Raw genomic sequence first — 13,643 nt, forward strand, 5'->3', positions numbered from 1 at the left:
TCTGATAAATTGTTAAAGAGCAATGAGTTACGAGACTTGGCTCGTTCACTCGAGGTGGCGTATATTACGCTTTCCTCTTTCAGAGTCAACCCCAAATTTCAGGATTTTCTCTTTTCTTCCCGGCCGCCTCGTGAAGTGAATCACTTGCGCCGTGTCGATGGAGGCGCATTATAGGGAGCCGATTCAGAATGACAAGCGATAATCTGCACTTTTCTTTCAACCGCTCACTATTCGGCCGGAGCGTTTATTAAACCCGCGATTTAATCGCTTTCGGCAAGTCCGCCAGGCTATCTAGCACCCAGTCGGCCAATTCTTCACCCGCTTGCGTCACCGGCTTGCCGGTACGCACCAAAACCTTGGTGCCGACGCCAGCGGCAATCGCCGCCTGCATATCTTCCGGTTTATCCCCCACCATATAAGAGGCGGCCATATCAATATTCAATTCTTGCTGCGCCTGCAGCAGCATGCCCGGCTGCGGTTTACGGCAATCACACACCTGGCGATATTCTTCGATTGCCGCATCCGGCAAATGTGGGCAGAAATAGATACCGTCGAGATCCACATCGCGATCGGCCAATGACCAGTCCATCCATTCGGTCAACTGCATAAACTGATCTTCGCTAAACTTGCCGCGCGCAATGCCGGACTGGTTAGTCACCAACACCAGAACATAGCCCATCTTTTTTAATTCACGGCATGCATCTATGACACCGTCGATAAATTGAAAATCGTCAATTTCATGGACATAACCATGATCTATATTAATGGTACCGTCACGGTCTAAAAAAATAGCTGGAACGCGTTGTGTCACCGGTTTACTCCTGAGGGCCTGAAATCGGCCACAGTATCGCATGTTTTACCCACGGCTGAGAACGCCGGATAATATGCGTGTCCGTTGACTTAGACGTCTAGACACCTTAGCATCGGCCCACATCTTGGTACCAGGCCAAGAGCAACTGTTATCTAGCCACGGGCAACCACGCGACAAATTAGAAGAATATGATAAAACTTTCTAACATAACTAAAGTGTTTCAGCAGGGGGCGCATACCATTAACGCGCTCACCGACGTCACGCTTCACGTCCCCGCCGGGCAGATCTTCGGTGTTATCGGCGCATCAGGCGCGGGCAAAAGCACCCTGATCCGCTGCGCCAATATGCTTGAGCGCCCAACCTCCGGCCAGGTACTGATCGGCGGCCAGGATCTCACCGCCATGTCTGACAGCGAACTGACGCGTGCGCGCCGCCAGATTGGTATGATTTTCCAGCACTTCAACCTGCTGTCATCGCGCACCGTATTTGGCAATGTCGCCCTGCCGTTAGAACTGGACAATACCCCACGCGCTGAAATCAAAAAGCGCGTCACCGATTTGTTGGATCTGGTCGGGCTGGCGGACAAACACGATGCCTATCCGGCCAACCTGTCCGGCGGGCAAAAACAGCGGGTGGCGATCGCCCGTGCGTTGGCAAGCCAGCCTAAAGTATTGCTGTGCGATGAAGCCACCAGCGCATTGGATCCCGCTACTACCCGCTCGATTCTGGAATTGTTGAAAGACATTAACCGCCGTCTGGGCCTGACGATCTTGCTGATCACGCATGAAATGGATGTGGTAAAACGCATCTGTGACCAGGTGGCGGTCATCAGCCAGGGCCGGCTGATTGAGAAAGACACGGTGAGTGAAATCTTCTCGCACCCCAAAACGCCGTTGGCGCAGCAGTTCATTCAATCCACTCTGCATCTGGATATTCCCAATGACTATGCAGAGCGTCTCAACCCGGTGCGCACGGGCAACCTGAAGCCACTGCTACGCCTGGAGTTCACCGGCCAATCGGTTGATGCGCCCCTGCTTTCGGAAGCGGCACGCCGCTTTAACGTCAACAATAATATTATCAGCGCGCAAATGGATTATGCCGGCGGCGTGAAATTCGGCGTAATGTTGGCCGAACTGCAAGGCGATGAAGCCGGCACGGCGGCAACCATCCAGTTCCTGCAGGAAAATCAGGTTAACGTAGAGGTTTTGGGGTATGTCTGAAGCAATGATGTGGTTAATGGCGCGAGGCGTATGGGAAACCGTCATGATGACGCTGGTCTCGGGCTTCTTCGGCTTTGTGCTTGGCCTGCCGGTTGGCGTTCTGCTGTATGTCACCCGCCCGGGGCAGATTGTCGCCAACAACACGCTGTATAAGGTGCTGTCTGGGCTGGTTAACATTTTCCGCTCGATTCCGTTCATTATCCTGCTGGTGTGGATGATCCCCTTTACCCGCATGATTGTCGGCACCTCTATCGGCCTGCAGGCGGCCATCGTGCCGCTGACCGTCGGCTCCGCGCCCTTTATCGCCCGCATGGTGGAAAATGCCCTGCTGGAAATCCCCTCCGGCCTGGTTGAAGCGGCGCGTGCCATGGGCGCAACGCCGATGCAAATCATCAAGAAGGTTCTGCTGCCGGAAGCGTTACCCGGTTTGGTGAACGCTGCTACCATCACGCTCATTACGCTGGTAGGCTATTCGGCGATGGGCGGTGCGGTCGGCGCCGGCGGGCTGGGGCAAATCGGTTACCAATACGGTTATATCGGCTACAACGCGACCGTAATGAATACCGTATTAGTGCTACTGGTTATTTTAGTGTATCTGATTCAGTTTTGTGGTGAACGCGTCGCCAAGGCCGTTACCCATAAATAAGCTCATAGCAAACACGCAACGTATATATATACGAGTCTAATTGAGGAAGGGATATGTCGTTAAAATTTAAATCCATTGCGGCAATCGGCGCACTGATCGGTACTCTGGCTCTGGCCGGCTGTGGGCAAGATGAAAAAGATCCGAACCATATCAAAGTGGGGGTGATCGTCGGTGCGGAACAGCAGGTTGCCGAAGTGGCGCAAAAGGTTGCGAAGGAAAAATATGGCCTGGACGTGGAACTGGTGACGTTCAACGACTATGTGCTGCCAAACGAAGCGCTGAGCAAAGGCGATATCGATCTTAACGCCTTCCAGCATAAGCCTTACCTGGATCAGCAGATCAAAGACCGCGGCTACAAGCTGGTTTCCGTCGGCAACACCTTTGTTTATCCCATCGCCGCCTACTCCAAAAAAATCAAGTCGCTGTCTGAACTGCAAGACGGTGCGCAGATCGCCCTGCCAAACGATCCCACCAACCTGGGGCGTTCACTGTTACTGCTGCAGAAACAAGGCCTGATCAAGCTGAAAGACGGCGTTGGCCTGTTGCCGACCTCACTGGACGTGGTTGAAAACCCGAAAAACCTGAAGCTGGTAGAGCTGGAAGCGCCGCAGTTGCCGCGCTCACTGGACGATCAGCAAATTACGCTGGCGATCATCAACACTACCTATGCCAGCCAGATTGGGCTGACGCCGGCCAAAGACGGCCTGTTTGTTGAAGACAAAGACTCGCCGTATGTGAACCTGCTGGTTGCCCGCGAAGATAATAAAGACGCGGAAAACGTAAAGAAATTTGTACAAGCTTACCAAACGGATGAAGTTAACGAAGCAGCCAACAAGATTTTCAACGGCGGCGCGGTGAAAGGCTGGTAAGCCGGTTATTCACTTTTATACTCTAAATAATTCGAGTTGCAGGAAGGCGGCGACGCAGCGAGTCCCCAGGAGCTTACTCCAGTAAGTGACTGGGGTGAGTGAGGAAAGCCAACACACCTGCAACTTGAAGTATGACGAGTATAGGCGTTTTATTGTAAGGCGGGCTTAGGCCCGTCTTGTTATTTCCACCATAGCTTGCTTCAATAGCGCCACTTTATATAAAAAGGCAGAGGAATTTCTATGCGTGTTTTACCTCTCTGTTTGTTCGCGCTTACGTTGAGCGGTTGCTCCATGCTGCCCGGGGGTTCAACCCCAGCAAACAAGACCAGCAAACCCGCTGCTACCAGCAGCAGTACGCCGGCTAAAACGGCGCCGGCGCCGCGCCCGGCACCGGTAAAGCTTTATAAGAATGCAGAAGAATTAGTCGGCAAGCCCTTCCGCGATCTGGGCGAGGTTTCCGGTGAATCATGCCAGACGACCGCGCAAGATTCGCCACCGAACCTGGCAACGGCGCGCAAACGTATGCAGATCCGCGCTTCCTACATGAAGGCCAACGCCGTGTTGCTGCACGACTGCCAAATCATCAGCGGCGTGGCAGGTTGTTACCAACAGGCCGTTTGCCAGGGATCCGCGCTGAACGTTTCCTCCAAATGACAGCCTTTCATTTCAACCAGATAGGTACCATTCGTTCACCGTATAAAGAGAAGTTTGCCGTTCCCCGCCAGCCAGGGCTGGTGGAGGATGGCGGCGGTGAGCTGGTGCTGCTGCCGCCGTACAATCAGGCAGAAGCGGTGCGAGGCCTGGACGATTTCAGCCATCTGTGGCTAATGTTTGTGTTCCATCAAACCATGGCAGGGGGCTGGCGGCCAACGGTTCGGCCACCGCGCCTGGGTGGCAATGCCCGCATGGGCGTGTTCGCCACCCGCTCCACCTTCCGGCCAAACCCGCTCGGCATGTCCCTGGTGGAATTGAAAGGCATCCGTGCCCAGGGGGGAAATGTGGTGTTGGAGCTCGGCAGCCTCGATCTGGTTGACGGCACGCCGGTGATCGATATCAAGCCCTATCTGCCGTTCGCCGAAAGCCAGCCCCAGGCCCGCGCGGGCTTTGCCCAGGAAGCGCCGGCCGGCGATATGCCGGTTTACTTTTCGCCCCAGGCGGAGCAGCACCTGCAACTGCACCAACGGCGCTATCCACAGCTGCGCCGTTTTATCACCCAGGTGTTGGCGCAGGATCCGCGCCCGGCCTACCGGAAAAACGAAACGGCCGAGCGCGAATATGCCGTCTGGCTGCTGGATTTCAACGTGCGTTGGCGGGTGGTTGATCGGCAAACTGAAGTGCTGGCCCTGGAGGCCCGTTAAAATTCCTTCCGCTCTCTTTTGGCGGCCGGCTCACGCTGGTAAACTAAACCACTTTTATTTTTTTCGGCTGCCATGCTGACAGCCCGATGCTACTTGCTGTTCTAACGGAACCAAAACACCATGCGTACTAGCCAATACCTGCTCTCCACCTTGAAGGAGACACCTGCCGATGCCGAAGTGATCAGCCACCAACTGATGCTCCGCGCCGGGATGATTCGCAAGCTGGCCTCCGGTCTTTATACCTGGTTGCCCACCGGCCTGCGCGTTCTGAAGAAAGTTGAAAACATCGTTCGCGAAGAAATGAATAACGCCAATGCGATCGAAATCTCGATGCCGGTAGTGCAGCCCGCGGATTTGTGGCAAGAAAGCGGGCGCTGGGAACAGTACGGCCCGGAACTGCTGCGCTTTGTCGATCGCGGCGAACGCCCGTTTGTGCTTGGCCCAACGCATGAAGAAGTCATTACCGATCTGATCCGCAACGAAATCAGCTCATACAAACAGCTGCCGCTAAACTTTTTCCAGATCCAGACCAAGTTCCGTGACGAAGTCCGCCCACGCTTCGGCGTGATGCGCTCGCGCGAGTTCCTGATGAAGGATGCCTACTCGTTCCACACTTCACAGGAATCGCTGCAGGCGACCTACGACGCCATGTATGCCGCTTACAGCAAAATCTTCAGCCGCATCGGCCTGGATTTCCGCCCGGTGCAGGCAGATACCGGTTCGATCGGCGGCAGCGCGTCGCATGAATTCCAGGTGCTGGCGGATAGCGGTGAAGACGATATCGTGTTCTCCACCGGCTCCGACTACGCGGCCAATATCGAATTGGCAGAAGCGGTCGCCCCGGCAGAACCGCGCGCGGCAGCCACGGAAACGTTGCGCCAGGTTGATACGCCGAACGCCAAAACCATCGCCGAGCTGGTTGAGCAGTTTAAACTGCCGATCGAAAAAACGGTGAAAACCCTGCTGGTTCGCGCCAAAGAAAACAGCGGGCACCAGTTAGTTGCGCTGTTGGTGCGTGGCGATCACGAACTGAACGAAGTGAAGGCGGAAAAACTGCCGCAGGTGGCTGCGCCGCTCACCTTCGCCAGTGAAGAAGAAATCCGCGCCATTGTGGGTGCCGGCCCTGGCTCCCTGGGCCCAATCAACATGCCGCTGCCGGTAGTGATTGACCGCAGCGTAGCGGCAATGAGCGATTTCGGCGCCGGCGCCAATATCGACGGCAAACATTACTTCGGTATTAACTGGGAGCGCGATTTGCCGCTGCCGCAGGTTGCCGATATTCGCAACGTGGTCGAAGGCGACGCCAGCCCAGACGGCAAAGGCACCTTGCTGATCAAACGCGGGATTGAAGTTGGCCACATTTTCCAGTTGGGCACCAAGTATTCGGAAGCCCTGAAGGCAACGGTACAAGGCGAAGACGGCCGCAACCAGATCCTGACCATGGGTTGCTACGGCATCGGCGTGACCCGCGTGGTTGCAGCGGCGATTGAGCAAAACCACGACGATCGCGGCATTATCTGGCCAGACGCTATCGCGCCTTTCCAGGTGGCGATTCTGCCAATGAACATGCACAAGTCCTTCCGCGTGCAGGAACTGGCGGAAAAACTGTACGCTGAACTGCGTGGCCACGGCATCGACGTGATCCTTGACGACCGTAAAGAGCGCCCAGGCGTGATGTTCGCAGATATGGAGTTGATCGGCGTGCCGCACTCTATCGTGATTGGCGACCGTAACCTTGACAGCGACGAGATCGAATACAAGAACCGCCGCATTGGTGAAAAACAGATGATCAAAACCGGCGAAATCGTTGATTTCCTGCTGGCGCAGATCGTACGTTAATCGGTAAAACCCCATTGCCCTCTGGCGGTGGGTTAACGCTGACAGCAACAACCCGCCACGGCGGGTTGTTTTTTATCGTTACGATGCGCTGTCGCAGTGCTTGGCGTTATCGAACACCGCATTGCCATCCGGCACCAGCGCCTTGTGCATCTGCCCGTCTTCTGTTGATGGCTGAGTGCTAAAGTGGCCATCAAGCATCAAAAACACCGGTTCGCCGGCGGCCTTGCGGGCCCTGGCATACCCCTGTTCGAGGCTGACGTTGTTATCGATAGGGAAAGTTTTACCGGTGACGCAGTCTTTAAAGATCGCCGCATCGGCCATATAGGTGTAGCTGCCTTTCAGCGCCATCGGGGTGCTCGGCAGTTTCTTTTCCACCGGTGCCAACTGGTAGTTCAACGGCGAGCGAATCGGCACACCGCTTTGATCAAGCATTTCCAGGTTTTTACCCAGCGGGCGGAAATAGCGCTTATCCCCGTTGCTGCCGGTTAGCACCAGTTTATCAGCGGTGCGCTCCCATTTGCCGTACTCGGCAAAGGTTTGATCGCCATCTTTCGTCTCGCGATAGGTTTCCTGCAGCACAAAGGTCCCGTCGGTATCCAGATACAGTAACGTATCCAAACCGCTGCAGTCTGCGCAGGGCAATACCCCCTGATAGCTTTGCTGCATCGGCTGGAGCGGCTGCTCTTTAGGTTGAAAGTGGTTATTACATCCCAGTAATGAAAGTGCGCCCGCTGCTAAAAACAGGGCAACTGATATATTCTTCACAGTTTTTCTCCTACTGTGTTGCCGTATCCCATACTCCATCAGGTGCGGATCTTGCCGCGCAGTGCTTTGGTTGCGCCTTTGCGAACTTTGCCTTCTAACCGGCGTAATTTCGCCCCTTTGCTGGGCTTGGTCGCTTTACGTGTTTTTTCGACTACCAGCGCCTGAGCGATCAGCACTGCCAGGCGCGCTAATGCCGCCTCGCGGTTGAGCTCCTGGCTGCGGTATTCCTGCGCTTTGATAATAACCACGCCTTCGTCTGTCACCAAATGGTGCTTAAGCGCCAATAGCCTTTGTTTGTAATACTCTGGCAGGCTGGAGGCCCGGATGTCAAAGCGCAAATGGATAGCCGTTGAAGTTTTATTCACATGCTGCCCACCGGCACCCTGGGCGCGAATTGCCGTAAGGACTATCTCCGAATCCGGTATAACCACGTTTTTTGATAAAACCAACACCCATTACACCTGCGGCCGTTGCCATTCGGCAAATTGAATTTCCAGACTATTCTGAGCATCGGACAGCCAGATCATCCCTTCTTGCAGCGTGGCTTGCAGCACCATATTACGGTTTGCCAATGCCGCAAGCCGGGCTAGCTGGGCGTCGTCCAGAAAGCGTATATGCAAATTTTTGTGATTGGCCACTTTTGCCTGCATGCCCTGCCACCACACCTGGCCGGCGCGCTCGCCATAGGCATATAACACCACCTGCGCCGCCTGATTACAGGCTTTGCGCAGGCGTTTTTCATCCGGCAGCCCCAGCTCAACCCACAACTCCAGGCCGTTATGATCGTTACGCTGCCAGATTTCCGGCTCATCGGCAGTGCTCAGCCCCTTGGTGAACACCAGGCGCTCATTGGCATGGCAGATCCAGGCCAACAGACGCAGCATCATACGCTGCTCGGTTTCTGAAGGATGCTGCGCCAGCGTAAGCGCGGCGTCATAGTAAAAATGGCGATCCATATCCGCGATATTGACCGTGGCTTTGTAAATAGTTGCTTTTAGCGCCATGAGAAACCTCGTAATTATCAGGCGATAGTGTACTTGATTTCCCTCGCCGGCGCAGTGAAAGCTCGGCGCAGCAGCCAATGCGAGCCGCTAATAAATTAACAATATACTCTAAATAATTCGAGTTGCAGGAAGGCGGCGACGCAGCGAGTCCCCAGGAGCTTACTCAGGTAAGTGACTGGGGTAAGCGAGGAAAGCCAACGCACCTGCAACTTGAAGTATGACGAGTATAGCTGTGCTATAGTCGTCTAAGTCAGGTTAGTAGCGCCAAGATCCTGCGCTTCATCACGATAATGATAATGCTTCCCGATGATGCAGAGGCTCTTGTGGGAGGAAACTGTGCAACAATACTGTGAGTTAGTACGCCGTTTTTACGCTGGGATAGGCAGTGGAGATCTCGGTTACGTGCCCGATGCACTAACATGTGTATTGAAAGCATTGGACGATGTTGCCGCAAATGAGGCACTTCCGTCCTCCGTTAGGGAACAGGCGGCTTTTGCCGCCGCTAACTTATTGGTGAGCGACTATGTTGATGAATGATGAGTATCAACCCATCAATTGTGATGACTACGACAACCTGGAACTCGCCTGTCAGCATAAACTTGTACTGAAGCTGGCGTTACGCGACGGCGAAGAGATCGAGGCCAAAGCCCTCGATTTACTGCAAAAAAAACGTGTTGAATACCTGACCATTGAGCTCAATGGCGAGCAACGCGATCTGCGCCTGGATTATATCCACAGCTTTAGCCACCCGGAAATCGGCACCGTCGTCGTGAGTCTATCCGACTAAACAGCGCTGGCATACAACCACGCAGGGCAGCCATTGGCTGCCCTGCTTTGTTTCTACGGCCGCTCAAGGTTTCAGGCTGGCATAGTAGGCGGCCAGATCGGCGATGTCATCATCGGACAGGCCGGAAACATAGGCCCGCATCACTTCGGCCTGCCCCCCGGAACGCTCCCCTTTCTTATACGCCTGCAGCGCTGCCCCCAAATACATGGCATTCTGGCCGGCAAGGTTCGGGTACATCGGCACGCTGGCCTTTCCCTGCATACCGTGGCAGGCCATACAGCTTGCCGCTTTCGTCTTGCCCACGGCGGCATCCCCCGCCGCCATCGCCGGCAGGCTCAGAAAGCCAACGGCCAACAACATGGCGCTCACCCATTTCATCATTGCTCCTTGGTATTTTCTTCTTCTTTATCCCAGCGCAAACGCCACGGCTGCTCATCTGGCGGCACGCTGCCGGCTTCAGTCACGAAGACGCCAAGCGCGGCGATCAGCCGGGCATCATAATAGATCAGCGGCGTACGCTCACGCAGCCAGGGCGGAACGCCCAGTTCCTGCCACAGCTTCTTGATCGGCCGGGAATGCGTTCGCCCGATAATACGGTGCTTGCCCTCTGCGCTAAAACGCACACTCACCTGCTCCCCCGGCCGCGGCGCACGCAGCAGGATATCCCCTTCCCCACCGACCAGCGTGCCCAGGCCATCCGGCAGCGGCAACCGCGGCTGCCACGGCAGGCACAGCGCATGCAGATCGGCCATTTGCGGCAGCAGATACAGGTGCTGGCGATAGCGGCGTATTTGATACTGGCCCAGTTGCAACTGTGGCGCGGCATCCGGCCGAGCCATCGCCACTTCTTCCCACAGCCGCTGAAGTTGCTCCCGCGCCGGCATGGTCACGCCAAAGCGGGCGATCCAGCGGCGCAGCAGGGCAAAGCGGCGCACGGGTGAGCAGGCCACCAGCCCCGCGATGGCCAGCGAACCGTCATTTGCCAGCAATGCGTGTAGCTCTTCCGCCAGCAGTTCATCCAACAATTGCTCCTGCTCGGCGCACAGGCTGGCGCTGCGGGCGCTGGCTGCGGCAAAGTGCGGCCACCGCTGCTGCAACAACGGCAACACCTGCAGGCGCAGGAAATTGCGATCGAAACGCGCATCCTGATTGCTGTCATCCTCAATCCAGCGCAGTGAGTGCTGCCGGGCATAGGCTTCCAACTGCACGCGGGAAAAATCCAGCAGCGGGCGCAGCAACGGCTTCCCACTCAGTTGGCTTTGCGCCGCCATGGCGGAAAGCCCGGCCGGGCCGCTGCCGCGCTTTAGCGCCAGCAAAAAGGTTTCACACTGGTCATCAAGATGCTGCGCGGTCAGCAGCGTGTCGCCATCAGCCAATGCCTCTGCCAGCGCGGCGTAGCGCGCATTACGGGCGGCGGCTTCGATACCGCCGTGCTGGCTGTCAACCTGCACATGCTGCACTTGCAGCGGCACCTGCCATTCCAGGCACTGCTGCCGGCAATGTTCTACCCACTGGTCGGCAAAACGGCTCAGCCCGTGGTGCACGTGCACCGCGCGCACCTGCAGTTCAGGGCGCTGCCGGCGCAGTTGCACCAGCAGGTGCAGCAACACGCTGGAATCCAGCCCGCCGCTGAACGCCACCAGCAGCTTGCTGTGCCCGGCCAACCGTTCAGTAACCTGTTCGGCTAAACGTTCGCTATCCATCGTGGGCTTTGTCACCGTTGTTCATACAGTTCCAGCGGCAGCCCGTCCGGATCGCTAAAGAAAGTGAAGTGGGCCTGGGTGTAAGGATCCACACGCACCGGTTCGCAGGCAACGCCCGCCTGCTGCAGATGCGCCATCGCCTGATCGATATCGGCCACGCTGAAGGCCAAATGGCGCAGGCCACAGGCCTCGGGGCGGCTCACACGCGCCGGCGGCGAAGGGAAGGAAAACAGTTCCAGGGTATACTCACCATTGAGCGCCAAATCGGCTTTCCAAGAATCACGCTCGGCGCGGTAAACCTCCGCCTGCAGCGTGAAGCCAAGAATGTCGCAATAAAAATGCTTGCTGGCCGCATAGTCAGAAGCAATAACCGCGATGTGATGGAGCTTGCGTAATGCCAACATTGAACACCCTCTTTCAGGATAACTACCGCTGTGGTTCCACTTCAGGCTGCGGCGCTTTCAGCACCTTGACCAGGTAACGCCCGTCTTCCGTCAGCCTGGTGCCGTGAATATCGGTTTCAAAGCCGGGATAGTGTTCCCCGATCGAACACAGCATCAGCAGGAAATCAAGCACCGCTCGGCTCTCTTCGGTGATCATTTCCCCCGGCATCACCAGTGGAACGCCCGGCGGATAAGGCAGGATCATATTCGCCGCCACTTTGCCGATCAACTGGCCGATCTCGCAGGTTTCGACATTGCCGCGCACCTGCTGCTGGAACATTTGGTGCGGGGTCATTTTCATTTCCGGCAGCACATCGAAGGCGCGTTGCATCAGGCGCGGCAGATCGTGCTGGCGGATCAAATTATGGATCCCGGCCGCCAGATCCTGAATACGCATCGTGCGGTAGAAATCCGGATCTTCCGCGTACAGATCCGGCAGCATGTTCCTCACCCGCAGATTGAGATCATAAGAACGTTTGAAGTCGGTCAGGCCGCGCAGCAAACTCATCGACTTGGTTTTATCAATGCCAATGCTGAACAGGAACAGCAGGTTGTACGGCCCGGTTTTCTCAACCACGATCCCGCGCTCATCAAGGTATTTCGCCACCAGCGCGGCGGGGATGCCGTCATCCGCCAGGCCGCCCGCCTCGCTCATGCCCGGCGTGAGAATGGTTACCTTGATCGGATCAAGATACATATGATCGCGATCCGTCTGCCCAAAACCGTGCCAGTTATCATCCGGATTCAACGGCCAGCATTGCGCTTCACCGATCTCATCCGGCTGCCAAATATCAAAAAACCAGCTGTCGCTCTCTTCACGCAGGCGCTGTATCTCATGCCGGAAGTGCAGTGCACGCTCCAATGAGCGATAAATCATGCGCCGGCCAGGGTTGCCGCGCAGCATCGCCGCGGCGGTCTCCATGGACGCCACGATGCCGTAATGCGGCGAGGTGGTGGTATGCATCATATAGGCTTCATTGAAGGTATCTTCATCATATTCACCTTTGATATGAATCATCGATGCCTGTGAGAATGCCGCCAGCAGCTTATGCGTTGACTGGGTTTCGTAGATCACTTTGCCGGGAATGCGCTCGCCGCTCATACCGCTTTTGCCCTCATACATCGGGTGAAAATTGGTATAGGGCACCCAGGCGGAGTCAAAGTGGATCGAAGGCACATCCAGTGTGCGTTTGATGTAATCGGTGTTGTACAGCAGGCCGTCATAGGTGGAGTTGGTGATCACCGCGTGCACCGGCCAACTGGCGCCAGCGGTTTCCGCCACCCGCTTGGCAATGCTGTCGCGCGTGAATTCACGCTGCGGGATCCCCCCGAGGATGCCATAAGCATTACGCAACGGGCGCAGGTAAATCGGCACGATATCGGTCATCATCATTAAATGGCACAAGGACTTGTGGCAGTTACGATCGATTAATACCGTGCTGCCCGCCGGCGCCGAGTACATGCCGACAATCTTATTGGCCGTCGAAGTGCCGTTGGTCACCATATAGCTTTGCTCGGCATTGAAGGTGCGGGCGATATACTCTTCCGCCTCAAGGTGCGGGCCGGTGTGATCCAGCAATGAGCCCAGTTCGGTGACCGAGATAGACACGTCCGCCTTCATGGTGTTGGCGCCGAAAAAATCATAAAACAGGCTGCCCACCGGGCTTTTCTGAAACGCGGTGCCGGCCATATGCCCCGGTGTGCAGAAGGTATACTTCCCCTCTTTCACGTAGTTGAACAACGCCTTGGTCAGCGGCGGCGTGATGGTATCCACATATTCGTCGGTGTACTGGCGAATACGTTGCGCGATATCGCCCGCCGCGTGCAGATCGTACTCGAAGAAATACAGCACCATACGCATTTCATGCAGGCTAACGTCAAAGGTGGAATGGGTATTAATGAACGCATACAGCGGCAGGTATTCATTCAGTTCGTTAATTTCGCTGCACAGCTCCAGGCTGTATTCATCCCAGTCAAACACCACGCCGCAAATGCGCGCATTGTGTTCAATAAGCTTGAGCAAATCGCTGCTGCTCTTCGGGTATACCAACTGAAACCCCATGGCGGCCAGCGCCTGGTGAAGTTCGCGGATGGGTTCATCTTTGTAGTACACGCCCATTGGGCTCATGATGGCGATGATGTTCATCGGGCGACTCCTGTCGGTTAACGGTCTTTATAACAACATGATTTACCGCCAT

The 13,643-nt window shown here is 55.9% G+C and carries 16 protein-coding genes; 8 read left to right on the forward strand and 8 right to left on the reverse strand.

The genetic code is table 11. The features are described from left to right. Positions 1-247 precede the first annotated feature (247 nt). Positions 248-811 carry a D-glycero-beta-D-manno-heptose 1,7-bisphosphate 7-phosphatase gene (gmhB, locus tag ABFX35_RS10740; protein WP_279029845.1) on the reverse strand — a complete coding sequence of 188 codons (564 nt, stop codon included), beginning with the start codon at positions 809-811 and terminating at the stop codon, positions 248-250. Between the two features lie 188 nt (positions 812-999). On the opposite strand from gmhB, the gene metN reads away from it, so the two are divergent. The 6 genes from metN to proS all read left to right on the forward strand — a co-directional run bounded on the left by metN (position 1,000) and on the right by proS (position 6,743). Further along, positions 1,000-2,031 (forward strand): methionine ABC transporter ATP-binding protein MetN, encoded by a 1,032-nt coding sequence (gene metN, locus ABFX35_RS10745; protein ID WP_279029847.1) that lies wholly within the window; start codon positions 1,000-1,002, stop codon positions 2,029-2,031. Then, the gene (locus tag ABFX35_RS10750) at positions 2,024-2,677 is read left to right on the forward strand and encodes a methionine ABC transporter permease MetI (protein ID WP_095847479.1); all 654 of its coding nucleotides are present in this window, start codon (positions 2,024-2,026) and stop codon (positions 2,675-2,677) included. Before metN ends, ABFX35_RS10750 begins: the two co-directional genes overlap by 8 nt. Positions 2,678-2,730: 53 nt before the next feature. Then, the gene (locus ABFX35_RS10755; protein ID WP_279026784.1) at positions 2,731-3,546 is read left to right on the forward strand and encodes a MetQ/NlpA family lipoprotein; all 816 of its coding nucleotides are present in this window, start codon (positions 2,731-2,733) and stop codon (positions 3,544-3,546) included. A 240-nt stretch (positions 3,547-3,786) separates the two neighbouring features. Continuing rightward, positions 3,787-4,200 carry an Rcs stress response system protein RcsF gene (rcsF, locus tag ABFX35_RS10760; RefSeq protein WP_279026783.1) on the forward strand — a complete coding sequence of 138 codons (414 nt, stop codon included), beginning with the start codon at positions 3,787-3,789 and terminating at the stop codon, positions 4,198-4,200. Continuing rightward, positions 4,197-4,904, forward strand: a complete 708-nt coding sequence (gene tsaA, locus ABFX35_RS10765) for a tRNA (N6-threonylcarbamoyladenosine(37)-N6)-methyltransferase TrmO (RefSeq protein ID WP_279026782.1) — start codon at positions 4,197-4,199, stop codon at positions 4,902-4,904. The genes rcsF and tsaA overlap by 4 nt, the downstream gene beginning before the upstream one ends. A gap of 120 nt (positions 4,905-5,024) precedes the next feature. Next, a complete protein-coding gene (gene proS, locus ABFX35_RS10770) occupies positions 5,025-6,743 on the forward strand; it encodes a proline--tRNA ligase (RefSeq protein ID WP_346080973.1) in 1,719 nt (572 codons plus the stop codon). Positions 6,744-6,821: 78 nt separating this feature from the next. Here the strand turns inward: proS and nlpE are convergent, their stop codons facing one another. The 3 genes from nlpE to ABFX35_RS10785 are packed head-to-tail and all read right to left on the reverse strand — an operon-like array spanning position 6,822 to position 8,512. Further along, positions 6,822-7,508, reverse strand: a complete 687-nt coding sequence (gene nlpE / locus ABFX35_RS10775; protein ID WP_279026779.1) for an envelope stress response activation lipoprotein NlpE — start codon at positions 7,506-7,508, stop codon at positions 6,822-6,824. A 38-nt stretch (positions 7,509-7,546) separates the two neighbouring features. After that, positions 7,547-7,960: an alternative ribosome rescue aminoacyl-tRNA hydrolase ArfB gene (gene arfB / locus ABFX35_RS10780; protein WP_346080976.1), complete on the reverse strand. Its 414-nt coding sequence runs from the start codon at positions 7,958-7,960 to the stop codon at positions 7,547-7,549. A gap of 3 nt (positions 7,961-7,963) precedes the next feature. Continuing rightward, positions 7,964-8,512 (reverse strand): YaeQ family protein, encoded by a 549-nt coding sequence (locus ABFX35_RS10785; protein ID WP_279026776.1) that lies wholly within the window; start codon positions 8,510-8,512, stop codon positions 7,964-7,966. A gap of 336 nt (positions 8,513-8,848) precedes the next feature. Here ABFX35_RS10785 and ABFX35_RS10790 point away from each other — a divergent pair, with 336 nt between their 5' ends. Next, positions 8,849-9,049: a YaeP family protein gene (locus tag ABFX35_RS10790; RefSeq protein WP_095849075.1), complete on the forward strand. Its 201-nt coding sequence runs from the start codon at positions 8,849-8,851 to the stop codon at positions 9,047-9,049. Further along, entirely contained in the window at positions 9,036-9,299 is a 264-nt protein-coding gene (gene rof / locus ABFX35_RS10795; RefSeq protein WP_095847471.1) for a Rho-binding antiterminator, read from the forward strand. The genes ABFX35_RS10790 and rof overlap by 14 nt, the downstream gene beginning before the upstream one ends. A 63-nt stretch (positions 9,300-9,362) precedes the next feature. On the opposite strand, the gene ABFX35_RS10800 is transcribed toward rof, so the two are convergent. Genes ABFX35_RS10800 through ABFX35_RS10815 form a run of 4 tightly spaced genes read right to left on the reverse strand, consistent with a single transcriptional unit; the run spans position 9,363 to position 13,591 of the window. Next, positions 9,363-9,680: a c-type cytochrome gene (locus ABFX35_RS10800; RefSeq protein WP_346080979.1), complete on the reverse strand. Its 318-nt coding sequence runs from the start codon at positions 9,678-9,680 to the stop codon at positions 9,363-9,365. After that, positions 9,677-11,002: a tRNA lysidine(34) synthetase TilS gene (gene tilS / locus ABFX35_RS10805; protein WP_346081690.1), complete on the reverse strand. Its 1,326-nt coding sequence runs from the start codon at positions 11,000-11,002 to the stop codon at positions 9,677-9,679. Before tilS ends, ABFX35_RS10800 begins: the two co-directional genes overlap by 4 nt. A gap of 11 nt (positions 11,003-11,013) precedes the next feature. Next, a complete protein-coding gene (locus tag ABFX35_RS10810; protein ID WP_346080981.1) occupies positions 11,014-11,406 on the reverse strand; it encodes a VOC family protein in 393 nt (130 codons plus the stop codon). Between the two features lie 22 nt (positions 11,407-11,428). After that, complete coding sequence (locus ABFX35_RS10815) at positions 11,429-13,591, reverse strand: lysine decarboxylase LdcC (RefSeq protein WP_279026772.1); 2,163 nt, start codon at positions 13,589-13,591, stop codon at positions 11,429-11,431. Between the last annotated feature and the right edge of the window lie 52 nt (positions 13,592-13,643).

The sequence above is a fragment of the Gibbsiella dentisursi genome, assembly GCF_039539505.1.
Lineage (GTDB): Bacteria > Pseudomonadota > Gammaproteobacteria > Enterobacterales > Enterobacteriaceae > Gibbsiella > Gibbsiella quercinecans.

Coding starts and splice junctions, on each gene's coding strand:
- metN (WP_279029847.1), top strand. CDS start 1,000: ATGATAAAACTTTCTAACATAACTAAAGTGTTTCAGCAGGGGGCGCAT.
- ABFX35_RS10750 (WP_095847479.1), top strand. CDS start 2,024: ATGTCTGAAGCAATGATGTGGTTAATGGCGCGAGGCGTATGGGAAACC.
- ABFX35_RS10755 (WP_279026784.1), top strand. CDS start 2,731: ATGTCGTTAAAATTTAAATCCATTGCGGCAATCGGCGCACTGATCGGT.
- rcsF (WP_279026783.1), top strand. CDS start 3,787: ATGCGTGTTTTACCTCTCTGTTTGTTCGCGCTTACGTTGAGCGGTTGC.
- tsaA (WP_279026782.1), top strand. CDS start 4,197: ATGACAGCCTTTCATTTCAACCAGATAGGTACCATTCGTTCACCGTAT.
- proS (WP_346080973.1), top strand. CDS start 5,025: ATGCGTACTAGCCAATACCTGCTCTCCACCTTGAAGGAGACACCTGCC.
- ABFX35_RS10785 (WP_279026776.1), bottom strand. CDS start 8,512: ATGGCGCTAAAAGCAACTATTTACAAAGCCACGGTCAATATCGCGGAT.
- rof (WP_095847471.1), top strand. CDS start 9,036: ATGTTGATGAATGATGAGTATCAACCCATCAATTGTGATGACTACGAC.
- ABFX35_RS10800 (WP_346080979.1), bottom strand. CDS start 9,680: ATGATGAAATGGGTGAGCGCCATGTTGTTGGCCGTTGGCTTTCTGAGC.
- tilS (WP_346081690.1), bottom strand. CDS start 11,002: ATGGATAGCGAACGTTTAGCCGAACAGGTTACTGAACGGTTGGCCGGG.
- ABFX35_RS10810 (WP_346080981.1), bottom strand. CDS start 11,406: ATGTTGGCATTACGCAAGCTCCATCACATCGCGGTTATTGCTTCTGAC.
- ABFX35_RS10815 (WP_279026772.1), bottom strand. CDS start 13,591: ATGAACATCATCGCCATCATGAGCCCAATGGGCGTGTACTACAAAGAT.